The sequence below is a fragment of the Pleomorphochaeta naphthae genome (genome assembly GCF_055396005.1).
In genome coordinates this window covers 2381740-2405106 of sequence record NZ_AP042457.1, presented here as the reverse complement: position 1 = coordinate 2405106, position 23367 = coordinate 2381740, and the positions used below count along the sequence as shown (strand labels likewise).

General features: G+C 29.8%; 23 protein-coding genes. 18 read left to right on the top strand and 5 right to left on the bottom strand.

From position 1 onward, the window contains the following. The first annotated feature begins 172 nt into the window (after nucleotides 1-172). Entirely contained in the window at nucleotides 173-2752 is a 2580-nt protein-coding gene (locus ACZ5SO_RS10985; protein ID WP_464624620.1) for a DEAD/DEAH box helicase, read from the top strand. An 18-nt stretch (nucleotides 2753-2770) separates the two neighbouring features. Continuing rightward, nucleotides 2771-3475 carry an SWIM zinc finger family protein gene (locus tag ACZ5SO_RS10980; protein WP_464624618.1) on the top strand — a complete coding sequence of 235 codons (705 nt, stop codon included), beginning with the start codon at nucleotides 2771-2773 and terminating at the stop codon, nucleotides 3473-3475. A gap of 31 nt (nucleotides 3476-3506) precedes the next feature. On the opposite strand, the gene ACZ5SO_RS10975 is transcribed toward ACZ5SO_RS10980, so the two are convergent. After that, entirely contained in the window at nucleotides 3507-3920 is a 414-nt protein-coding gene (locus tag ACZ5SO_RS10975; RefSeq protein WP_464624617.1) for a rhodanese-like domain-containing protein, read from the bottom strand. A 158-nt stretch (nucleotides 3921-4078) separates the two neighbouring features. On the opposite strand from ACZ5SO_RS10975, the gene ACZ5SO_RS10970 reads away from it, so the two are divergent. The 3 genes from ACZ5SO_RS10970 (at nucleotide 4079) to ACZ5SO_RS10960 (ending at nucleotide 7531) form a co-directional block, all read left to right on the top strand. Further along, complete coding sequence (locus ACZ5SO_RS10970; RefSeq protein ID WP_464624615.1) at nucleotides 4079-5173, top strand: hypothetical protein; 1095 nt, start codon at nucleotides 4079-4081, stop codon at nucleotides 5171-5173. 149 nt (nucleotides 5174-5322) lie between these two features. Beyond that, a complete protein-coding gene (lysS, locus tag ACZ5SO_RS10965) occupies nucleotides 5323-6903 on the top strand; it encodes a lysine--tRNA ligase (protein WP_464624614.1) in 1581 nt (526 codons plus the stop codon). 58 nt (nucleotides 6904-6961) lie between these two features. Next, nucleotides 6962-7531, top strand: coding sequence for a flavodoxin family protein (locus ACZ5SO_RS10960; RefSeq protein ID WP_464624612.1), 570 nt, complete (start codon nucleotides 6962-6964; stop codon nucleotides 7529-7531). Between the two features lie 32 nt (nucleotides 7532-7563). Here the strand turns inward: ACZ5SO_RS10960 and ACZ5SO_RS10955 are convergent, their stop codons facing one another. Next, nucleotides 7564-8049 (bottom strand): GNAT family N-acetyltransferase, encoded by a 486-nt coding sequence (locus ACZ5SO_RS10955; protein WP_464624611.1) that lies wholly within the window; start codon nucleotides 8047-8049, stop codon nucleotides 7564-7566. 18 nt (nucleotides 8050-8067) lie between these two features. Further along, complete coding sequence (gene era, locus ACZ5SO_RS10950) at nucleotides 8068-8949, bottom strand: GTPase Era (protein ID WP_464624610.1); 882 nt, start codon at nucleotides 8947-8949, stop codon at nucleotides 8068-8070. 233 nt (nucleotides 8950-9182) lie between these two features. On the opposite strand from era, the gene ACZ5SO_RS10945 reads away from it, so the two are divergent. From ACZ5SO_RS10945 to ACZ5SO_RS10930, 4 genes are all read left to right on the top strand, one after another. Beyond that, a complete protein-coding gene (locus ACZ5SO_RS10945; RefSeq protein WP_464624608.1) occupies nucleotides 9183-9449 on the top strand; it encodes a DUF5320 domain-containing protein in 267 nt (88 codons plus the stop codon). 248 nt (nucleotides 9450-9697) lie between these two features. Next, nucleotides 9698-10111 carry a DUF134 domain-containing protein gene (locus ACZ5SO_RS10940; protein WP_464624606.1) on the top strand — a complete coding sequence of 138 codons (414 nt, stop codon included), beginning with the start codon at nucleotides 9698-9700 and terminating at the stop codon, nucleotides 10109-10111. Between the two features lie 95 nt (nucleotides 10112-10206). Further along, on the top strand, nucleotides 10207-10782 hold the full coding sequence (locus tag ACZ5SO_RS10935; RefSeq protein WP_464624604.1) for an ATP-dependent Clp protease proteolytic subunit: 576 nt from the start codon (nucleotides 10207-10209) through the stop codon (nucleotides 10780-10782). Nucleotides 10783-10848: 66 nt separating this feature from the next. After that, nucleotides 10849-11838, top strand: coding sequence for an endonuclease/exonuclease/phosphatase family protein (locus ACZ5SO_RS10930; protein ID WP_464624603.1), 990 nt, complete (start codon nucleotides 10849-10851; stop codon nucleotides 11836-11838). A 25-nt stretch (nucleotides 11839-11863) separates the two neighbouring features. On the opposite strand, the gene ACZ5SO_RS10925 is transcribed toward ACZ5SO_RS10930, so the two are convergent. After that, the gene (locus ACZ5SO_RS10925; protein ID WP_464624601.1) at nucleotides 11864-12511 is read right to left on the bottom strand and encodes a redox-sensing transcriptional repressor Rex; all 648 of its coding nucleotides are present in this window, start codon (nucleotides 12509-12511) and stop codon (nucleotides 11864-11866) included. 200 nt (nucleotides 12512-12711) lie between these two features. On the opposite strand from ACZ5SO_RS10925, the gene ACZ5SO_RS10920 reads away from it, so the two are divergent. The 7 genes from ACZ5SO_RS10920 to ACZ5SO_RS10890 all read left to right on the top strand — a co-directional run bounded on the left by ACZ5SO_RS10920 (nucleotide 12712) and on the right by ACZ5SO_RS10890 (nucleotide 20034). Beyond that, nucleotides 12712-13182 carry an NADH-quinone oxidoreductase subunit NuoE family protein gene (locus ACZ5SO_RS10920; RefSeq protein ID WP_464624599.1) on the top strand — a complete coding sequence of 157 codons (471 nt, stop codon included), beginning with the start codon at nucleotides 12712-12714 and terminating at the stop codon, nucleotides 13180-13182. Between the two features lie 12 nt (nucleotides 13183-13194). Beyond that, complete coding sequence (locus ACZ5SO_RS10915) at nucleotides 13195-13782, top strand: ATP-binding protein (RefSeq protein WP_464624597.1); 588 nt, start codon at nucleotides 13195-13197, stop codon at nucleotides 13780-13782. A 19-nt stretch (nucleotides 13783-13801) separates the two neighbouring features. Continuing rightward, nucleotides 13802-14206 carry a (2Fe-2S) ferredoxin domain-containing protein gene (locus ACZ5SO_RS10910; protein ID WP_464624596.1) on the top strand — a complete coding sequence of 135 codons (405 nt, stop codon included), beginning with the start codon at nucleotides 13802-13804 and terminating at the stop codon, nucleotides 14204-14206. Further along, on the top strand, nucleotides 14206-15993 hold the full coding sequence (locus ACZ5SO_RS10905; RefSeq protein ID WP_464624595.1) for an NADH-ubiquinone oxidoreductase-F iron-sulfur binding region domain-containing protein: 1788 nt from the start codon (nucleotides 14206-14208) through the stop codon (nucleotides 15991-15993). The genes ACZ5SO_RS10910 and ACZ5SO_RS10905 overlap by 1 nt, the downstream gene beginning before the upstream one ends. Before the next feature lie 23 nt (nucleotides 15994-16016). Then, the gene (locus tag ACZ5SO_RS10900) at nucleotides 16017-17762 is read left to right on the top strand and encodes an NADH-dependent [FeFe] hydrogenase, group A6 (RefSeq protein ID WP_464624594.1); all 1746 of its coding nucleotides are present in this window, start codon (nucleotides 16017-16019) and stop codon (nucleotides 17760-17762) included. Between the two features lie 163 nt (nucleotides 17763-17925). After that, nucleotides 17926-18372, top strand: a complete 447-nt coding sequence (locus ACZ5SO_RS10895) for a PTS sugar transporter subunit IIA (protein ID WP_464624592.1) — start codon at nucleotides 17926-17928, stop codon at nucleotides 18370-18372. A 36-nt stretch (nucleotides 18373-18408) separates the two neighbouring features. Continuing rightward, nucleotides 18409-20034: a cation:proton antiporter gene (locus ACZ5SO_RS10890; protein ID WP_464624591.1), complete on the top strand. Its 1626-nt coding sequence runs from the start codon at nucleotides 18409-18411 to the stop codon at nucleotides 20032-20034. A 35-nt stretch (nucleotides 20035-20069) separates the two neighbouring features. Here the strand turns inward: ACZ5SO_RS10890 and ACZ5SO_RS10885 are convergent, their stop codons facing one another. Then, complete coding sequence (locus tag ACZ5SO_RS10885) at nucleotides 20070-22118, bottom strand: hypothetical protein (RefSeq protein WP_464624589.1); 2049 nt, start codon at nucleotides 22116-22118, stop codon at nucleotides 20070-20072. A 119-nt stretch (nucleotides 22119-22237) separates the two neighbouring features. Here ACZ5SO_RS10885 and ACZ5SO_RS10880 point away from each other — a divergent pair, with 119 nt between their 5' ends. Beyond that, nucleotides 22238-22717, top strand: a complete 480-nt coding sequence (locus ACZ5SO_RS10880; protein ID WP_464624587.1) for a hypothetical protein — start codon at nucleotides 22238-22240, stop codon at nucleotides 22715-22717. A gap of 80 nt (nucleotides 22718-22797) precedes the next feature. Next, nucleotides 22798-23334: a hypothetical protein gene (locus tag ACZ5SO_RS10875; protein WP_464624585.1), complete on the top strand. Its 537-nt coding sequence runs from the start codon at nucleotides 22798-22800 to the stop codon at nucleotides 23332-23334. Nucleotides 23335-23367 lie beyond the last annotated feature (33 nt).

Genomic DNA, 23367 nt, shown 5'->3' with positions numbered 1-23367 from the left:
CTTAAGTTGTAAAATTGATGTGAGTTAATTCATTATATTAATTAATTTTATTAAAATTGTAATTTGTCTAAAAACATTTAGAGAAAAAATTTCCAAATAAATAAACATAAAATGAATATATAAAATTAAAATAAAGTTTTCTTTTTCTTTAAGTTCTTGTACTATCTTGATTATGGATAAAATATTTTTTGATTTATGGTTTACTGAAGAAGGGTTTTTTGTTTCAGGAAGTTCTCCTATAGTTACTTCTTTTCGTGAAAAACCAATTGCTAGTTTATTTGAGTTATTAAAGAATACAGAAAAAGTTGATAATTTAGGTTTGAATTTTTTAACATATATTGCTAAAGAATTTTTGAAACAAGTAGAATTGGTGGATTCTTTGTTATTAAAAGCAAATACACCTATTGAGTTATCAACTAATTTAATTAATCAAATTAAGGAAGCAATCCCTTTATGTGCTGGTTCGGAATTAATTAATGAGTTTTGGATTCGAATGATTTGGAATAATATGGAAGAGTGGTTGTATGAGACAATCAATAATTATGAAGGGTCAATTGATTCTTGTTTATCTTCATATTTTCCAGATTTTAATGAAGCAGATAGAACCTATTTTCATCTATTGGAAACAAAAAATACAGAATATCCTTTTGGTTTTTTAACTAGTTATACAACAACAATAGATAATAAAGTCAAACATATGCCATTATCTTATGCTCTTGAGGAATTTAAAAATGATGAAAAAGAATTATTACATCTTTTAGCAATAATTTTTAAAGCGAGTAAAAGATGTGAAATTTTATCAACCATTATTGAGAAAGGTCAAATTTTTGATCCTATTTATTTAACTATTGATGAAGCTTATCAACTATTAAAGAATGCTGATTTTTTTAAAGAATGTGGTATTGGATTTAGATTTCCTTCTTGGTGGAAAAAGAAAAACAAAATTCACACTCAAGTTAAGATAGGTGAACGTTTTGAAAATAAATTATCTATGAAATCTTTATTATCAGTAGATTTGAACTTTGTTATAGATAATGAAACTTTATCAAAAAAAGAACTTTTAAATTTATTATCATTAGAAGAAGGATTAACAAAATTTAAAGGTAATTGGATTGAGATAAATCACGAAAAGTTAAGAAAATTATTAAGTGAATATAATTTATTAAAAGAAAGATTTGAAGAAGGTTTAAGCTTTGTTGATTTTTTAAAAATGCAACAAGACGCATCATCTATTTTAAATGATGAAAGTTTAGGTATATCTTTTGAAAATGGGAAGTGGCTAGATTTATTTAAATCTCATTCGTTGACTAGTAAAAATAAGTTCAAATTGAGTTCTGAGTTTCATGGAAAATTACGTAAATATCAAGAATATGGGGTTGCCTGGTTATATGAAATGTTAAATTATGGGTTTGGTGTTTGTTTAGCAGATGATATGGGTCTAGGTAAAACTATCCAAGTATTAGCGTTGTTAGGTACTTTTTTACAGCAAGAAGTTTATAGAACTGTTTTATTAATTGTTCCTTCATCTCTTATTGGAAACTGGATTTCTGAGCGAAATAAGTTCATGCCTTCAATCCCTATTTATACTTTAGATCAAAGCGAAAAGAAAATGGAAAGTTTGAATTTAGATAAAAAAGGTATTTATTTATCAACATATAAAATGGTTTCTAACCGAGAAAGTATAAATAAGAAAAAATGGGATTTGATAATATTAGATGAGGCACAAGCTATTAAAAATTCTAATACTAAACAAGCCAAAATTATAAAAAATATTGAAGCAAATAATAGGATAGCAATGACAGGAACTCCTATTGAAAACTCACTATTAGATCTTTGGTCTATCTTTGATTTTATAAATCCAGGATTACTTGGTAATAAAAAACAATTTACTTCTATTGCTAAAAAGGCTAAAGACAATACTAATATTTATAGTTGCCTAAGGAAGGTTATAGAACCCTTTGTTTTAAGAAGATTAAAAACTGATAAATCTATAATTAAGGATCTTCCTAAAAAAATAGAAACTGATTTATATGTCCCACTATCAGCAAAACAAGTTACTCTTTATAAGAGTATGGTATCTAAGGTTTTAAAGAAAGTAGATGAGGTAGAAGGTATAGAGAAAAAAGGATTAGTTTTATCAACAATATTAAAAAGTAAACAGATTTGTAATCATCCAAGTTTGTATTTAAAAACTGAAGATTTTAAAGAAAATGATAGTGGCAAATTTATCGCCTTAAAACAGCTTGCTGAAGTAGTTAAAGAAAAGCATGAGCGAATGTTAGTTTTTACTCAATATAAAACGATGATTTCTCCTTTAAAGTTTTTTTTAGAAGATATTTTTAGATATGAAGGTTTATATATAGATGGTAGTGTTTCATCTAAAAAAAGAAATGAAATAGTAAAAGCTTTTAATAGTGATACATATTATCCCTTTATGATAATTACCTTAAAAGCTGGAGGAACGGGTTTAAACCTTACTAGTGCTAATCATGTTGTACATTTTGATCGTTGGTGGAATAGTGCAGTTGAAAATCAAGCAACAGATAGAGCTTTTAGGATTGGACAAAAGAAAGTTGTAAATGTTTACAAATTTATTTGTAAAAAAACTATTGAAGATAAAATAAATGAAATTATAAATTCTAAAAAGGAATTATCTTCAAAAATAATCGGAGAGAGTGATCTTTCAACAGTATCATGGATTAACAATTTAGATAACAAAGAATTGAAAGAGCTTTTTTCATATTCTACTTAATAGATAAGGAATATTATTATGGATTTTAATAAATTTAGTCAAATGACAATTGAAGAGTTAAGAGAAAAAAGTTCAAGGAATTATAAAAAAGGATATAGTCCAATTATTCTTAGCGGTAAAAAAATATCTCAAACTTGGTGGGGTAAAAAATGGTGTGATAACTTAGAAAGCTATGCAGACTATTCTAATCGTATTCAAAGAGGTAAAAGATATGTGAGATCAGGAGCAGTAATTGACTTAAAAATTGAAGAAGGTTTTATAAATGCACTTGTTCAAGGATCGAGAAAGAAACCTTATAAAGTTGTGATTGAAATAGATCCTTTATCGGATATAAAAAAACAAGAGATTTTTGAAAAAGCACAAAATAAAATTGAAAATATAGAAGAGCTATTATCTGGAGGATTCCCTGAAGATTTAGCTCAAGTATTTTTGAATTCTGAAACAGGTTTATTTCCATCTCCTAATGAAATATTTATTAATTGTAATTGTCCTGATTGGGCAAATTTGTGTAAACATTCAGCTGCGGTATTATATGGAGTAGGTGCAAAATTAGATGAAAATCCTTTAATGTTTTTCTTATTAAGATCTGTAGATTTTAATCTATTTATTAAAAAAACAATAAAGGAAAAAACTAATTTGATGTTAAAGAATATACATAAGAATAAAGATAGAGTAATACCAAAAGATATCGCTAAAGAACTATTTGGATTTGATTTTATTTGAAGATATAATATGGTATTTAAGTAATTTATTTTTATTTTTTTGTAGTGCCATATTTCCAGTAAGATAAGCCACCAATATCATAAACTTGAGTATAGCCTTTCATAACAAGTTTTTTTGCTGCCTTGCTACTTCTGCTTCCACTTTGGCAGTAAACAAAGAAAATAGTATCTTTGTCTGGATATTTTGCTGCAACTTCTTTAGGACTTGAAATGTTTTTTGCTCTTTTGATATGACCACTTTTGTATTCATTAGGGGTTCTAACATCTAAAATAACAATACTTTTATCTCTATCCATTTGAGTTTTAGCTTCAGCTTGATCTATCTTATTATAAACAGCTCCCTTAGCTTTTGCTCTTAGCATTGCAATTTTCTGGTAAATATTATTAATAAGAAAAAATGCAATAGCAATTATTGCTACATACATTGTAAAATCATTAGTATTCATTTAATTCTCCAATATTTTATCTAGGGTAACTATAATTAAATTTTTAAATTTAAACCGTGATATAATCACTTAACCGTTAAGAAAGAGTTATTTAAAAAAAATATTCTAGTAATTTTTAAATTTCTGTTTTATTATCATAATTAAGCGAGGTTTATATAATGAAAAAGAAAATAGCTCTATTTTGTTTAATGTTGATGTTTGTTTCTAGTTTTACTTTTTCTAGTGATTACAGATTTTTATTCGATTCATTAGGCATGCATGAAGATTATTTAGGAGGTATTGGTCCTACTTATTTAAATGTCGGTATAGGTAAAACTGATTTAAACTTTATAAAAGACAATACAACTGAATTGCAATTTTATATTGGTGGAGGACTTGAAAAAAGAAATCTGTGGAATTCTATAACAGATGGAACAAATGCTGCAGATAATATAGTCAGTGTAGATTTAGTTAGAGCAGATTGGAAGTTTCAATTAAATCAAGGCTTTTTTAATGATGTACTTACTGCATCAATAGCTTATGATGGAATATTTGAATATTATAAAGATAAAATAGGATTTTCTAATAATTATACATATTATCCAGATTTAGTTGATGATAATCTTCTTGGAACATATTTTACTGGTGGATTATTTTTAGACTTTATGAATGATGATATGTTCGTTCAAGATGGTGTTTCAGTAGAAACAGAATTCTCAATTGCACCAGAACAAATTAATTCTTTAATTGGTCTATCTGATTTTTACAGTGCTAATGTTGAATTAATTTTTGCAAAAACTCTCTTAGATAGACAAGCTTATGATACAGGTAGGAATCTGTTTTCCTTAGTATTAGTTGATAGAGTTGTAGCAAATTATACAGATGGTTCAAGTGTTCCAACTTATTTTAGAAAGAGCATATCTTTAGGAAGAAAAGTTAGAGGCTTTAGTAACTATTCATATAATAATAAATTAACTTTCGTTAATAATTTAGATTTCAGAGTTGCTTTCTATGAAATTGATGAAATTAAATTTGCTAGAGTATTCCCACAATTTAACTTCTTTGTAGATGTTGGATATGGCATGCTTGAATATGTAAATACAAATTACAGTGAAGAAAATTTAATTGCTTCAACTGGAGTTCAAGCAACTATAAATGTTAATGATTTTGCTAGCTTAGGTTATCAATATGCTTATGTCTTGAAGGGATATAATTTTGATAAAGATCCAACAAGAGTTAGTGTTGGTTCTCTTGTGTTGATGCTAGATTTTTAAATAAAAAAATAAATACTTTTTTTCTTTGCTTCTTGGTTCTAAATCAAGAAGCATTTTGTATTATTATGTAATGAATTAGATTTCTTTTTATATCAAATAGTTTTTTTAATTATTGAATAGAGTTATCTCTTTGTATATAATTGGCATCTATGAGTAATAAGAAAATAGTATCTACACATTGGGCGGATATTTACGCCGATAAGATCATCCGTGAAAAGGGTGAAAAAGATTGTTATACCTGTGCAAGTGGTATCACCCCTTCAGGTACAGTTCATATTGGTAATTTTAGAGAGATTATCTCTGTTGAATTAGTTGCAAGAGCTTTAAAAGATAAAGGTAAAAACGTTCGTTTCATTTATAGTTGGGATGACTATGATGTATTTAGAAAAGTTCCTAAAAATATGCCTGAACCAGAATTGTTAGAAACTTACTTGAGAAAGCCTATTACATTAGTTCCTGATACATTAAAGAGAGCAGAAAATTATGCTCGTGGTAATGAAATTGATGTTGAAAAAATATTACCTGAAGTAGGAGTAAATCCTGAATATTTATATCAAGCAGAACGCTATAGAAACAATAAATATGCTGAAGGAATTAGAAAGGCCTTAGAAAAGAAAGAAGAAATAAAAGCAATTTTAAATGAATACAGAACAAATGAATTAGGTGATGATTGGTGGCCAATTTCAGTATTCTCTTCTTTCACTGATAAAGATACTACAACTATCTTAGATTGGGATGGAGAATATAAAATCACTTATCGTGATGATTCTACAAATCAAGAAGAAACAATTGATATTAGAGAAACTCCTAATACTAAACTACCTTGGAGAATTGACTGGCCAATGAGATGGTGCGAAGAAGAAGTAGATTTCGAACCAGCTGGGAAGGACCATCACAGTGAAGGTGGGTCTTTTGATACTAGTAAAAAAATTGTTGAAGTTTTTGGTGGTAAACCTCCGGTATCTTTCCAATATGATTTTATTTCTATCAAAGGAAGAGGTGGTAAAATATCATCTTCCTCAGGTGAAGTTGTATCTCTTTATGATGTTTTAGAAGTTTATACTCCTGAAGTTTGTAGATATATGTTTGTTGGAACTAGACCAAACACAGAATTTGCAATTTCATTCGATTTGGATGTATTAAAAATTTATGAAGATTATGATACATGTGAAAGAATCTATTTTGGTCTTCAAAAGGCAAATGAAAAGAAAACTGCAAAACAAAGAAGAATTTATGAATTAAGTCAAGTTGACTCTATTCCAAGTGAACCATCATATCAAATTCCATTTAGACACCTTTGTAATCTTCTTCAAATTTATGGTGGTGATATAGAAGCTGTTATTAATTCTTTATCTGATGTAAGTGATAGCCAAAAAGAAAGGCTTATTAAAAGATGTGAATGTGCTTGGGCTTGGATTACAAAATTTTCTCCTGAAGACTTTAGATTTGCACTAGCCACAAAAGATAGCGAGAAAGTGGAAGTTAGTGAAAAAGAACTAGTTTCAATTAAAGCGCTAAAAGAAGTTGTTGCTAAAATGGATACTTATGAGACAGCAAAAGAATTCACTAATGCAATGTATGCTTGTGCAACAGATAATGATTTAGAAACTTCTGATTTCTTTAGAATTATTTACACAATACTAATTGGAAAACCTAAAGGTCCTAAATTAGCTCAATTTATGTTGACTTGTGGTAAAGACAAAATATTACCTATTTTAGAAAAATATTAAAATAATAGCAGTAAGGCGTAAGCTTTACTGCATATTTTTTAGGGAGGAATATATTTTTATGAAAGTTATTTTAATAAATGGAAGCCCTAGAGAAAAAGGTTGTACTTATACAGCTTTAAATGAAATTGCTCAAGAATTAAAAAAGAATGATGTAGATAGTGAAATAATTTATATCAAAAGTTTAGAGAGAAGTTTAGATAGAGCATTTATCAAAGAAGTAAAAGAAAAGATTGAAGCATCCTCTGGATTGATTATTGGCTCTCCTGTTTATTATGCAGCAGCTACTCCTATTCTTTCTAGTTTTATGATTGAATTAATGAAAGTTTTAGATAAAGAAAAAATAGCATTAATGCCTGCTGCAAGTATAGCAAGTGCAAGAAGAGCTGGAACTACTTGTACAATTGATCAATTAAATAAATTCTTTACAATAAGTCAAATGCCCATAGTTTCTACTCAATATTGGCCTATGGTACATGGAAATACTCCAGATGAAGTCCAAAAAGATAAAGAAGGACTTCAAACAATGAGAATATTAGCTAGAAACATGGCTTACATGATAAAAGCTTTTAAATTTGCTAATATCGAAAAACCAAAATTTGAAAAGAAAGTAAAAACTAATTTTATTTAAATTGTTTAATGAATTACTATATTTTAAGTGTACTAAAGTATATCTTGGTAATTTTTATCAAGATATACTCTCATTAAAGAATTTTTTAGTTTTTCACCTCTAATATCTACAATATTTTTCTCTATTTCAGAAAATCCAAACTTATTAAAAAAAGACTGCGCTGAAAGACTAACATAAGATTCTAAAAATGGAATATTTTTATTCCTTGCTAATTGAATAATATGTTTAATTAAGGAAGTTCCATATCCTTTTTTTGAATAACCACCTCGAATGAAAAAATGATCAATATATCCATTATCTTGTAAATCAGCATATCCTATTATTTTATTTGAATCATAAATAGCATAAGGATTAATTTGCTTTATTTTATCACACCAAGAATTATAATCAATCTTCCTTGGTGCCCAAGCATCTAATTGTTTATCATTATAATAGTTTTTAGCATTGACATGTACAGAGGAATAAAATACTTTCCAAAGCTTTAATTCCTCCCCTTCTACATATCTCTTAATTATCATAAAGAGTCCTTTTGTATTCTAATTTAAAATTTTATCTAAAATAAAGGAGTTTTTTCTCCATTTTGGTTGAGCTTTTACACGTAAATCAAGTTGTAGTTTTTTGCCAGGGAAGATTTTTTTAATTTCTTTAAAAGATTGGACTCTAATTTTTTTGATATTAGCTCCACCTTTTCCAACAATAATACCTTTTTGAGATTCTCTTTCTACTATGATAAAAGCTCTAACCCAAATAAGGTTTTCTTTTTCTCTAAATTCTATATCGCTAACATCAACGTAAATGGCATGAGGCAATTCTTGATTAGCTAAAGCAATAGTTTTTCCTCTAATTATTTCACTTATTCTAAATTCTAAAGGTTGATCTGTGTAAGCATCTTCACTATACATTAATTCACCTTCAGGTGCTATTTTAAATAATTCAATTAATATTTCATCTATACCTTCATCATTTTTAGCGCTAGCACTTAAATAAATTGCATCAGGGAGATGTTCTTTTATTATTAATTTTGTTTCTTCTATTTGATCATCTTTTATTATGTCGTTTTTATTAAATACACAAACTATTGGTTTCTTTACAGCCTTTAAAATTTCTATAATAGCAAATTCTTCTTTACCAGGGACTCTTGAAGAATCAACAACATATAAAATCATGTCGCTTTCGCTTAATGGCGATGTTGCTATTTCTTGGAGCCTTAAATTTAGTGTTTGTTCATTCAAATGATACCCTGGTGTATCAGTAAATATTAATTGTCCTCTTTGATCTGTATATATTCCTCTAATTGCATTTCTTGTTGTTTGGGGCGTTTTCGCAGTAATAGATACTGGCATTTCAACTATAGTGTTTACCATTGTGCTTTTTCCACTTGATGGTCTTCCAATAATTGCTACTGTTCCACATTTCATATAGGACTCCTGGTTTAATTTTATCTTTATAATAATCAAAACTCTAAATATTAACAACATTAGAGGCTATAAATATTAATTTAAAAAAAATGACAAATGTCAGAAATAATAATTGACATATGCCTGATATGGTGTTATCTTATAGTTGTAAGCGACATATGCCAGATAACAAAAGATTTAATTATTATTAATTAAATATCACCAATGATAAAATATAAACAAGGAGATACAATATGCCAGGATTAAATGGAACAGGCCCAGAGGGCAGAGGTAAAATGACAGGAAGAGGATTAGGAAGATGTAATGCAATTGAAACTTCTTCTAATGATCTAAAAAATGAAGAGATTGAACAAATAAATACTTTAAATAGAGGTTTTAGAGATGGTGGGTTTAATCGTCCATTAGGATCTTTCTATAGAGGGGGAAGAGGTTTTAACTCATTTAGAGGCAGAGGAATGCGATTAAATGGTTGTGGCAGAAGAAATAGAGGTAATTTTTAATCATTAATTATTAACTCTTTATTAATTTCATTTATTATTCTTTTTGAGGAGAAAGCTGTTAGTTTTCTCCTCTTTGTGTTTTATGAATATAAATGAATAAAGTTTATAAATAAAGAAGTTTTTCTTATTCAAAGCTATGTTTTAATTATTAAGTTCTCAGTTGCTAGATGGTATAATAGATTATGAAAAGAGGAGAGGTTGAATAATGAATTATAATTTTGAAAGACAAAATAAAGGTGTGGAAAATTATGCCAAGAAATAAAAAATTTAGAAGAATTGGTTATATAAGTTCAATTAAACATTTTGCTCCAGTTAAAAGAAATGCCATTGTATCAAGAAAAGATAATGAAGATGTAATCTTAACTAATGAGGAATTTGAAACTATTCGATTAATTGATTATAAGGGATATACTCAAGTTGAATGTAGTAAATCTATGAATATAGCTAGAACGACTGTTCAGCAACTGTACACGGATGCTCGATATAAAATTTCATTGATGTTAATAGATGCAAGACATCTTTTTGTTGAGGGCGGAACTGTTGAAGTTGTTGATGATGAAATTTTAGAGAAAGAAGTAGGCCTTACTGAGAATTCTAATTACAAAATGAGACAAAGACGACATAGAAATAGGCAAAATAGAAATAATTTTAATTATAAATAAAAGTAAATTAATGATTAATTATAGTATACTATTTTACTTTCTCCATAATTTCTATTATATTATTTAAAGATATTAAATTTAGGAGTTACTAATTAATGAGTGAAGAAAAGAAAGACGTAAAAGCTCAAGATCCTCAAATGAATGAAAGACTATTAAAAACCCGTAGTATTTTACTAAGTGGTGAAATCAATAAAGAAAGCGCTGAAAAGATTATTTCACAATTACTTCTTTTAGAAGCAGAAGATAGCGAAAAAGATATTAAAATTTTTATAAATAGTCCTGGTGGTGATGTTGATGCAGGTTATGCAATATATGATATGGTTAGATTTATCACCCCAAAAGTAATAATGGTCGGTGCTGGTTTAGTAGCTTCAGCTGCATCTCTTGTTTTATTAGCAGTTCCTGCTGAAAGAAGAGTAGGCCTTCCAAATTCAACATATTTAATTCACCAACCTATGAGTGGAATGAAGGGTGTTGCAACTGCTATTGAAATTTATTCAAAACAAATTGATAGATTAAGAGCTAAGTTAGATAAAGTTATTGCTGATGCAACAAATAAAAGTGTTGAGGAAGTAAAAAAAGATACAGAAAGAGATCATTGGTTATTTAGCGATGAAGCTAAAGAATATGGTTTGATTAGTAGAATTGTTGAAAAGAGATCAGATCTTTAAAATATTATAAATAATATATTAAATGCAATCTTATAAAATTTCTAATAAATTACTTTAGGAGTTTTTATGGTTGCATTTTTTTTATTGTCTTTGTGTTTGATTTTTATCAGTTGTGAACAACCACAAGTAGAAGAGTTTTCTTTTAAAATTGTTAGTTGGAATGTAGAGAATTTAATGGATACTACAATAGATGGTAGTGAATATAGTGATTTCTCTTTAGATAATTATGATGAATCAGTTTATAGAAGACGCTTAAAAAATGCTTGTGATGTGATTGATGATTTAAATGGTGATGTTGTTGTTTTACAGGAAGTTGAAAATTCAAATGTACTTAGTGATATGGTTGATTTATATCTTTCTAGAAAAGGCTATATATATTTTGGAGCAATAAAGGAAGAAGATAGTGCTATATCTATTGGATTTATTTCTAAAATAAAACCTACTGATATAACAGTGCATGCTGTTGAAGGGGCTAGAAGCGTTCTAGCTTTAGACTTTAAAGTAGATGAAGAAGTAATTAGAGTTTTAACATTTCACGCCAAAAGTCAGATAGAAGGGTTTGAAGAGACAGAAAATCTTCGAATTAATTTAAGTAAAACTTTAAAGCGTCTTATAAACGAAAGTTATAATTATAATATTATTTGTATTGGTGATTTTAACGAGGATCCTTCAATCTACTCAACAATTCAAACAGCATTATATGATATTGAGAAAGAAAATGCTTTTTATTTTAGAGAGAAAGGATCTCTTTTAGTATCTTCATCACCTTATACACTTTTTCAAGATGTTTTATATTCCCCTCAATTAGATTTTAGTGTAAGAAAAAATAAAAATGGTACGTATTTTTATAAAGATAAATGGTATAATTTTGATTTAGCTTTGCTAAATAATAATTGTTTAGATCTTATTGGTTATGATTTTGATGATTTTAATATATATGCACCTCAAAAAATCTGTACATCAACCGGAATTCCATATTCTTGGAATGAAAAAAGTTTAACTGGAATAAGTGACCATTTTCCAATTTATGTGACCTTGAAAAATATTAAAAAATAGGAGGCTATGTAGCCTCCTTAAAATTTTAGTCTGTAGTTTTAACTTTTTTAGGGAATTTTAATTCATAGAAAATCTTTTCTAATGTAAGGCTTAAATTAATATTTTGTACTACACTCATAGATCCATCTTTTAATAAAATAGGTTTTAAAGTTACAGGGGAAAAGTTTAAAACCCCTTTAACTCCTGCTTTTAATAACCTATGATAAGTATCAGCTGCTGCTATTTCTGGAACGGTTATAATTCCAACCTTAACATCTAGTGCATCAACAACTTCATCAAGTCTAGATAAAGGATATATTGAAATTGGTTGAGAAGAATCGCTATAAACTTGTGGATCGCTATCAAATCCTGCCACAATTTTGATTCCATCGGGTTCAAATCCACCATAATGCATTAAAGCAAGTCCAATTCTACCACATCCCATTATTATAGCATTTTGAGAATCACCTTTTCCTAAAATTTGAGAAAGTGAAGCAATCAAATCTATAATCTCATAGCCACCTCTTTTCTGTCCATGAATAGATAATTGTGAGAAGTCTTTTCTTACTACCGCAGCAGATACACCAGCGGCATCAGCAAGGTTATGGGCAAATACTTTTTCTAGCCCAATTGAGCGAAGTCTATTAAGTGCTCGGTAGTATCTTGTAATTCGTGTAAGTTGGTCATTATTCATGAAAACCTCCTATTAATGTGACCAATGGTACATTATTTACAGTTTTTAGTCAATATTTGTTTTCCAATTTTAGTGTATCTGAGTTTAATATTTCTTTACGGGGTATATTTATATGTACATATTTGGCCAAGTATGTTAGAATAACCACTAATCAAGTAATTGATTAATGTAAATTAGGGTAAAAAATATTAGGAGGGTACATGTCAGAGAATAACATTGAATTCTCGCCAGAGTTGATTAGCTTTATCGACGAATGGCGTGACAAACCAGGTAATCTCATCATGGTGTTACACAAGGTCCAAAGTGAATATGGATATGTGTCGAGGGAAGCAGCTGATGAAGTTTCAAAAAGATTGGATATTCCATTTGCTAAAATATGGGGTGTTTTAACATTCTATCATTTCTTTAAGCTAACAAAGCCCGGTAAGTATAACATACAGGTTTGTTTGGGTACTGCTTGCTACTTAAAAGGTGGAGATCTTATTGTAGAAGAAATTGGCAACTTATTAGATTTAGAAGTTGGTGGTATCACTGATGACAGTAAATTTTCATTAGAAGCAGTTCGTTGTATTGGTTGTTGTGGTTTAGCACCAGTAATGACCATTGGTGGTGAAGTTTTTGGTAAGGTTACTAAGAATCAAATTCCTGGAATCTTAAAGAAATTCGCTTAAAAATAAGAAAATATGCATCGTTACATTAGTGATTTTATCTTAGATATAACTCAAAATTCATTTGAAGCAAATAGTTCATTTGTTGAGTTGTTTTTGAATGAGGAAAATCGCTTTTTATACGTTACCATTAAAGATAATGGTAAAGGTATGAGTCAAGATGTTTTAAATAAAGTTTTAGATCCTTATTATACTGATGGGATTAAACATAAGAATAGGAAAGTTGGCTTAGGCCTTCCGTTTTTAGTTCAAAGTGTTAAAGAAAGCGGAGGGAGTTTTGATATTAAGTCAAAACCAAATGAGGGAACTCAAGTAGATTGTTCATTTGATTTATGTAATATAGACACTCCTCCTCTTGGAGATCTTAGTTCTACATTTTTAGCTTTATATAGTGATGCAAAGGCTAAAGAGTTAGTAATTAGACGTGAGATTAATACTTCAAAGGGAAGTGGATATTATGAGTATTCAAAAAGCGAATTACTTGAGATATTAGGAGATTTTTCATCTGTATCATCCTTGTGCCTTTTAAGAGATTTTTTAAAAAGCCAAGAAGAAGATCTCATTCAATATTATATGGAGAGAACTTTAGTTTTTAAGCAATAGCAAAATGGAGAAAAAAATAATGGCAAAAATGACATTAGATGAACTTAGAGAATTAAGAGCTTCAAAGCAAAAGGCCTTACAAAAAAGAAGTATAGAAAGTAAAGAAGGCCAAATTATTATCGGAATGGGTACTTGTGGTATCGCAGCTGGTGCAAAAACTGTTTTAGATGCTTTTCTTTCTGAATTAGACAAAAAGGGGATTACAAATATCTCAGTTACTCAAACAGGGTGCATGGGACTTTGCCATGTTGAACCAACTGTTGAAGTAGTAATACCGAATATGCCTGATGTAATTTATGGTAATGTTGATGCAAAAGTAGCAAAGCAAATTGTTCAAGACCACTTAATCGATCATAAATTAGTAAGTGATCATGTATTCGACAGACCTGCAGCAGATATTTATGTAAAGGATGGAGATAAGTAATGGCTTTCAGAAACTATATTTTGGTTTGTGGTGGTACAGGATGTGAATCTAGCCACGCAGACGATATTTACAAAAACCTTATTGCTGAATGTGAAGCACAAGGGGTAAAAGACGAAGTACAGATTGTTAAAACTGGTTGTTTTGGTTTCTGTGAACAAGGTCCAATAGTTAAAATTCTTCCAGAAGATTCTTTCTACGTTCAAGTAAAACCGGAAGATGCTAAAGAATTGATTAGTGAACATGTTATTAAAGGTCGTGAAGTAACAAGACTTTTATATAATAAAGAAAAGAGTCATAAACATGCTCAAGTCGAAGAAATAGAATTCTATCAAAAACAGTTTAGAATTGTTCTTCGTAACTGTGGATTTATTGATCCAGAAAAAATTGATGAATACATAGCTCGTGATGGTTATGCTGCTTTAGAAAAAGCTTTGTTTGACATGACTCCAGATCAAATTGTTGAGGAACTTAAAATTGCTGGCCTTAGAGGTCGTGGTGGTGCAGGTTTCCCAACATGGATGAAATGGAATTTTACTAAGATGGCTGAAAATGATGAAAAATTCGTAGTATGTAATGCTGATGAAGGGGATCCAGGTGCTTATATGGACCGTTCTACATTAGAAGGGGACCCCCATTCAGTATTAGAAGCTATGACAATTTGTGGTAAAGCTATTGGTGCTCATCAAGGTTATATCTATATTAGAGCAGAATATCCTTTGGCTATTCATCGTCTAGAAGTTGCAATGAAACAAGCTAGAGAATACGGCTTGTTAGGAAAAGATATTTTAGGTAGTGGTTTCGATTTTGATATTGAAATTCGTTTAGGCGCTGGAGCTTTCGTTTGTGGTGAAGAAACTGCTTTGTTACAATCTATTGAAGGTTTTAGAGGAATGCCTCAACCACGACCACCTTTCCCTGCAGTAAAAGGTCTATGGCAAAAACCAACTTGTATAAATAACGTTGAAACATGGGCAAATATACCTGTTATTATAAATAAAGGTGGAGCTTGGTTCCAAAAAATTGGTACAGCTGATAGTCATGGTACAAAAGTATTTGCTTTAACTGGTAAGATTAAAAACTCAGGTCTTGTTGAGGTCCCAATGGGAACAACATTAAGAGAAATTGTTTTTGATATTGGTGGTGGAATTGCAAATGGTCGAGAGTTTAAGGCTGTACAAACTGGTGGACCTTCAGGTGGTGTTATTACAAAAGAAAACCTAGATACTCCTATAGACTTTGGTGGATTACAAAAAATTGGATCTATGATGGGTTCAGGTGGAATGATTGTAATGGATGAAGATGATTGTATCGTTGACGTTGCTAAATTCTATCTAAACTTTACTGTTGATGAATCTTGTGGTAAATGTGCACCTTGTAGAATTGGGGGTAGATCACTTCTCAATATCTTAGAGAAAATTACTAGTGGTAAAGGAACTCAAAAAGATATAGATAATATCCATGCTATTGGCCTTGCAATGAAAAAAGGTTCTCTTTGTGCTTTAGGTCAAACAGCTCCTAACCCAGTTCTTTCAAGTTTAAAATATTTCCCTGAAGAGTATAAAGCTCATATCGAAGATAAGAGATGTCCAGCAGGTAAATGTAAGAAATTAATTTCTTATTCAATTAATATTGATAAGTGTATTGGCTGTACTGCATGTGCACGAAAGTGTCCAGTGGGTGCAATTTCAGGTGAAAGAAAACAAGCTCATGTAATCGATCAAGCAGCTTGTATTAAGTGTGGCGCTTGTCTAGCAACTTGTAAGTTCGGCGCTGTAGAAGTTCATTAGGCGTCGGGAGGATCAAAGAAATAATGGTTAATGTAAAAATAAATGGTATTCCCGTAGAAGTAGCAGAGGGTACAACTGTATTACAAGCAGCAAAGGAAGTTGGAATTTATATACCAACACTATGTTATCATCCAGATTTAACTCCTTTTGCTTCATGTGGTATGTGCGTATGTAAACAAGAAAACAACAACAAAATGCTTAGAGCTTGCTCAACTCCTGTACATGAAGGATTAAGTGTAATAACAGATGATCCTGAATTATTTGAAGTTAGAAAAGCTATTTTAGAAATGACTCTAAGTACACATCCAAATTCTTGTTTAACTTGTATTAGAAATGGTAATTGTGAGTTGCAAACTTTAGCAGCTAAGTTCGGTATTAGAGAACAACCTTTTGAACATAGAGTATCTAAACTACGTGCTGATACTTCATCTCCTTCGATTGTTTTAGATCCACATAAATGTATAAAATGTGGCCGTTGTGTTCAAGTATGCCAAGAATTACAAGGAGTATTTGCTCTTGAATTTATTGGTCGTGGTGATTCAACCGTAATGTCTCCAGCTGCGAATTTAAAACTAAATGATAGTCCTTGTGTAAAATGTGGACAATGTATTGTTCACTGTCCAGTAGGTGCTATATATGAAAAAGATGAAACAGCAGACTTAAGAGCAGCTATAGCTGATCCTGAAAAAATTGTTGCAGTTCAAATGGCTCCTTCAGTCCGTGTAGGTATAAGTGAAGAATTTGACTTACCTGTAGGTACTGTTTCTACCGGGAGATTATATGCAGCTTTAAGAAAGATTGGTGTTGATTTAGTATTTGATACTAACTTTGGTGCTGATTTAACAATCATGGAAGAAGGTAGTGAATTAGTTAAGAGATTAACAACTGAAGGTAGTGTTTTACCTCAATTTACTTCTTGTTGTCCAGGTTGGGTTGATTACTGTGAAAAGTTCTATCCAGAATTAAACGAAAATCTATCTAGTGCTAAAAGCCCTATGATGATGCAAGGTTCAATTACTAAAACATATTATGCTCAGACAGCTAAAATAGATCCTGCAAAGATTTATAGTGTTGCTTTGATGCCTTGTACAGCTAAAAAATATGAAATTAAACGTGATGAAACGATGAAGTCTTCAGGCTATGATGATGTTGATTTAGTATTAACAACTCGTGAGATTGCTAGATTGTTTAGAGCTAATGGTATCGATTTTGCAGCGTTAAAAGAAGAAGAATGTGATTCTCCAATTGGTGAATATACAGGTGCTGGTACTATTTTTGGTAACACAGGTGGTGTTATGGAAGCTGCTGTTAGAACAGCTTTCCATTTAGTAACAGGTGATGAATTAGAAGATGTTAATGTAACTTCTGTTCGTGGTCTTGATGGTGTAAAAAAAGGTGTCGTAGACATGGAAGGCACTAAGATTAAGGTAGCAGTAGTTCATGGGCTTGCAAATGTTAAAGATATTTGTGAAGAAGTGCTCGCTGCGAAAAAAGCAAATAAGCCTGCACCATATGATTTTATTGAAGTAATGGCTTGCCGTGGTGGTTGTATTGCTGGTGGTGGTCAACCTTATGGAACTGACGATAAAGTTAGACAAGAGAGAATTGCTGGTCTATACAGTGATGATGAGCATTCAACATATCGTAAGTCACATGAAAATCCTTCAATTAAAAAAATATATGAAGATTTCTTCACTGAACCTTTATCACATAAAGCACATTCTTTATTGCATACTAAGTATACAAAAAGAAAACTTTATAATGCATAATTAAGGTTTTAAATAAAAGGGTCAGCTCTAAACTGGCCCTTTTTTTTTACTAATAAGTTCTAATATCTTTACGTTTATTATTGGAAATGATATCATAATATTAAAGTTATTTTTTATATAATAATTATATAGATGTGCTGCTTCTATATAAAAAGGAACTAACATGAAATTAAAAAACATATTAAATGAAAATGTTGTAAAAATAAATCTAGAAAGTAATTCAAAAGACGATATTATTAAAGAATTATTAGCAATATTAAAAGATAATAATTTAATTGAGGATGTAGATTTAGCTTATCATGATGTGATGGAACGTGAAGCTAAAATGTCTACTGGAATTCAACATGGTGTAGCAATTCCTCATGCAAAAACTAAGGCAGTAAAACAATTAACAGCATGTATTGGTTTAAAAAAAGAAGGAATCGATTTTAATGCTCTTGATGGTGAAAAAAGTAATATATTTATTATGACTTTATCTCCAAGTGATCATATTGGGCCTCATGTTCAATTTCTTGCAGAAGTAAGCCGTATAATCAAAACTGAGGAAGCTAGAAACAGTATTTTAGCATCAGAGACTCCTGCAGAAGTTTTATCAGTATTTGGAATTTAATAGTTTTTTGTTTTTATAAATAGAGGTTGGAGAAAGATGGCAGAGGAAATGATGGAGTTAATGTTGCAATTAGGAATTATTCTTATTGCAACTAAGTTTGTAGGGTATGTATTTGCGCATTATTTAAAACAACCTAAGGTTTTAGGTGAGTTATGTGCTGGAATGATTATAGGTCCGTATTTATTAGGTGCTATACCTATCGGTGAGTTTGGGCCATTGTTTCCCTTACCTTTAGATACAACAATTCCTGTTTCACCTGCTTTGTATGGTATATCGACTTTAGGGTCTATTTTTTTGCTTTTTGATTCTGGTTTAGAAACAGATTTACCAACTTTTATTAAATTTAGTGTAAAAGCTTCAGTTGTTGGTTTTGGTGGAGTTATTACATCTTTCTTGTTAGGCGCTGGTGCTACAGTAATTTTCCTTCCATCAGTACATTCATTAATGGATCCAGCAGCTTTATTTTTAGGTACAGTATGTACAGCAACTTCAATAGGTATTACAGCTCGTATTTTAGGAGAATCTAAAAAAATTGCGACACCAGAAGGTGTTACAATAATGGCAGCAGCAGTTTTAGATGATGTAATTTCAATTGTATTATTATCAGTTGTTGTGGGAATCGCTTCTGTTGAAATTGAAGGTAATTCTATACATTGGGGTGTTATTGCAGGAGTTGCATTAAAAGCAGTAGGCTTTTGGATTGCTTGTACTGTAATTGGAATAATCTTAGCTCCTAAGTTTACTAGAGGAATGAAAAGATTCCAATCCTTACCATTAATTAGTGAAATAGCTTTTGGAATAGCTTTGTTATTAGCAGGTTTTTCTGAAATGGCAGGCCTAGCAATGATTATTGGTGCATATATTTCAGGCTTGGCTTTGAGTCAAACAGATGTAGCACATAGTATTAGTGTTAGAATAAAATCAGTTAGTGAATTTTTTGTACCAGTCTTTTTTGCTGTCATGGGAATGATGGTAAATTTTTCCGCATTAAAAAGCATCTTAGGCTTTGCCTTACTATTCTCTTTGATTGCTTTTGTTGGAAAACTTATAGGTTGTGGAGCACCAGCTTTATTAGTAGGTTTTAATTTAAAAGGAGCATATCGAATTGGTTGTGGAATGCTTCCAAGAGGTGAGGTTACATTAATTGTTGCTGGAATAGGTCTTGCTTCAGGGGCTATAACTCATGATTTGTTTGGAGTAGCCGTTATGACAATGTTAGTAGCTTCAGTCGCAGCTCCACCTATGTTAGTTGGTGCGTTTAAAGGTGGTAGTGGCTATAAAAAGAAATTAAATATTAAAGATGATAATGATACAATTACAATTGCTTTAGATTTTCCGTCAAAAAGAGCTGCAACCTTTATTTCAGATACTGTTCTCGAAGGCTTCATAGCCGAAGGTTTTTTTGTTTCTAGTGTTGAAAGTTCACATACTGTATATCAAATTAGAAAAGAATCAACTATTATTATGTTAGATATAATTAGAATTGAAGATAATCAAGCTAGTGTCAAATTAACATGTAACAAAGAAGATGAAGCTTTTGTTAGGTTAATGTTATTAGATTCAATAGCTGACTTCCAAGCTTTTGCTAATACCCTCTCTTCAATGCAAGATCCAGAGATGATGAGTGCTCAGTTATTAATGAGTATGTTTAATGAGGATTAATAAAATATCCTCTTAGTTGTGCTAAGAGGATTATTTTAAGTATGGATTTTACATATTTTAATACATTTTTCATTATCTCCTGTAAGAATTAAAGTTTCATTATCTTCTGAAAGAACACCGTCTGTTGGACTAAAATCGACTAAATCTTCTTTTCCAAAGTATGTTAATTCTAGTGTAGTTGGATTAACATCAAAAGCTAAGAGGGAATTAGATTCCTTACAAAGAGCGTATATCTTTTTTAGCGTATTTTCATTATTTAGATTGTCATATTCAAGATAATAAATAAAATTAGTTACTGAACTAAATTCAGGTAATCCCTGAGTGCCACTAACATAGTTTTTAGTTTCTTTTAAAGTAGTTGCATAAATTGAATCTTCAGTATCAAGTTCCCCTAAAATTATTCTATTGTGAGCACCTGCTATAAAAGTTTTCCAATTTAAAGCACCAGCAACTAATATTTCATTAGGATTGTATTGAAGAGGATCGGTTGCTCTTAAGAGATAATTGCTATAATTTGGAACATTATATGCCATAGAAACATAACCTGTATCACTTGCAAAAGCTACAGAGTCTTGATTTGGACTCATTAAGCCTTTTGTACAATGATAAGTAATATCATCAGGATTATTGACCATAGCAATTGCAAAGAATTTGCTATCAAGTTTTGGGTCAATTTTATATTCTCTATAAGAATCTCCAAGGTTATCAAATACTAAAAAGTCAGTAGGTCTAATGAAAATTTGCCCAAAATTTTTAGCATATTTGTGGTAAGTATTGTCACTAAAGTATTTAGTTAATGTATTAAATGAATAATCATATATGTTTATAGTATTAGTATTTTGTTCTGATATAAAAACTCTATTTCTAGCCTTATCCACTTGGATATCTATTACATTAGAAAGTGGCATTTCATATGAATTATTATAAGTTTTAATAACTTCTATTGAATTATTTACTAGCCTACAAATTTGAAGAGTATGGGTATCTTTGCAGTATGAGATAATTTTATTATCTGGCAGAAATCGAATAATCATCTTATTTCCAACATAAAAACCATTTTCTCCATTTTCTATGGTAGCTATTACTTTTGGTAAATATGATGGGGCATTTATTTTTACATTAAATTCTTTATGCGCTGAACTAATACTTCCAATATCACCATTATCAACAATTACATCTAATCTATGGGCTCCAATTTTTGGTTTAAAGCTACAATCAAGTCCACTTCCTATTAAAGAACCATCTAAATACCAATCAATATTGAATTCACTTAAAGGGATATTGTTTTCTTCTTTTAGAGAAGGGAAAATTTCTTGATTATATGATACAACTTGAGGAACATCATCTATATAGCAAGTGATTGGGACCCCTGCTTTATTATTCAACACAATTGGAATATCACTATTATTAGTAGTATCTTGGTCTTCATCGATATTAAAGTATATAGTTCCTTCACTAGTTTTATTCATAACAACTCTAATTGCTTCGATACACCCCGCTAGTAATATATCTCCATCATATAGTTTTGCCGTAAGTGTATAAGAGTCAGCTCGTGCCACAGTTTCGAAAGTAGCTATACCTTGTGAATAATCTATAGTAGTTGGGGTAACTTTAACCTTACTTGAGTTTTGACCTTCTAATTCTAAATTTAGTTTTGGATTATTTGTATATTCAGGGTCCCAAATAAAATTAATTTTAATATTTCCATTACCTACAAGTTTGTTTAATTCAATAACTGCAGATGTAGGATTTTTATCAATATCTATTGTTGTAGATCCACTGACTAGTAAAAGTCCATCAATATTTTTTCCTACAGCAAACAAATCCCAAGTCCCAAGAGATAACCCCTTGATTGTTGTTTCATTATCTTTAATATTTATATTGAAATAATCATCTTCAAGAGGGCCTTTCCCCGTAATCGTAAATTGAGTTACTTCTAAAGGTATATCTTCTGGAAGAATAGATTTTGAAGTGTCTTGCTTTAATTTTAATATTAATGATGAAGTTGTTTGTTGACTTTCACAACTAACAAAAGAAAAAAGTATTGTAACTAAAAGCAAAATAATAATATTTTTTTTATTCATATAAGCCTCCTTGTAGGATATATGAAAAAATAATTATTATTGCCTCAGTATATAGATTTTAAAATTAGTATTGCTAAATTGATTAAACTAAAATATCTTGTTGATAAGGAGATTTAGGTTTGAAATATATATTAAGATTGTTAATTATTGCTATATTTTTCGTTTTAGTTTTTATACCTAGGACAGTTATTGGAAGTTTAGCATATTGGTTACTATTTGTAGCCTTATTTGTTGTAGTGTTTCTTTTTCTCTATAGTGAATATTATGTTAGTAAAAAAGCTGTAATATCTCTTTTAAAAGCAAAACCTGAATTTTCTTTAATATGTGAAAAAATCCCTTTTGAAGTTGAAAAAGATTTTGTAAGAGGTAGATTGGTTATCTATAACTCAATGGTATTATTATATTCTAAAAAAAATGGAAAATGTGAGCTTTCTTGGTCAAAATCAATAGATGAAATTGACTCTATTGAATTTAAAAAAGTTTCAACTAATAAAAAGGGTTTTACTTTGATAAGTGGTAATGAGGTTTTTGAATTTGCAACATATTTCTTTAAAATAGATCAAGAAGCTTTCATTAAAGCTTTAGATTTTGAAATCTAGAATTTAAGTATTTTTACTTAAGTGTTTTAAGCTATTTTCAATATATAGCTCCTATTTTAGTTTACTAGTTAGGAGTGCATATGAAGAAAATAGCTTTATTATTTCTTTTAATAATTATATCTACAAACTTATTTGCTGATGATGAGCCATCGTCTTTAGATGTTGCTCTAGATGTAGCATATCTTGATCCTTTTATAGATCATATAGTTTATAATGAATTAACTTTAAATCTAAATGTTGATTCAGATATATCTCTAAGAATTCCAATAAATATAATTTTCCCCTTATCAAATACAAGTGATTTAATTGGAATAGGGGGCTCCATAGATGTGTTATATCGACCAATATTTAATGGGATTTTTGTATCATTTTCTTTAGTCAAAATTGAATATCTGACAGGCTATGATGCACCTTTAGAAAATATACAATATTTAAATAAATTATCTTTTGGTTATACCTACAAAATAAATGAAAATTGGTTTGTTGAACCTTCTGTTTCTTTTTTTAATCTAAATGGAATGTATGAAGATAGCATTTTAATACTAAAAGACAGTTTTGGAGATTTTCCATCAGTGAGAGCTTCTCTCTTAATTGGTTATAAGATTTTTAATTTCTAAATATTAATGAAAAATTTTAAATAGAGGAGGAAG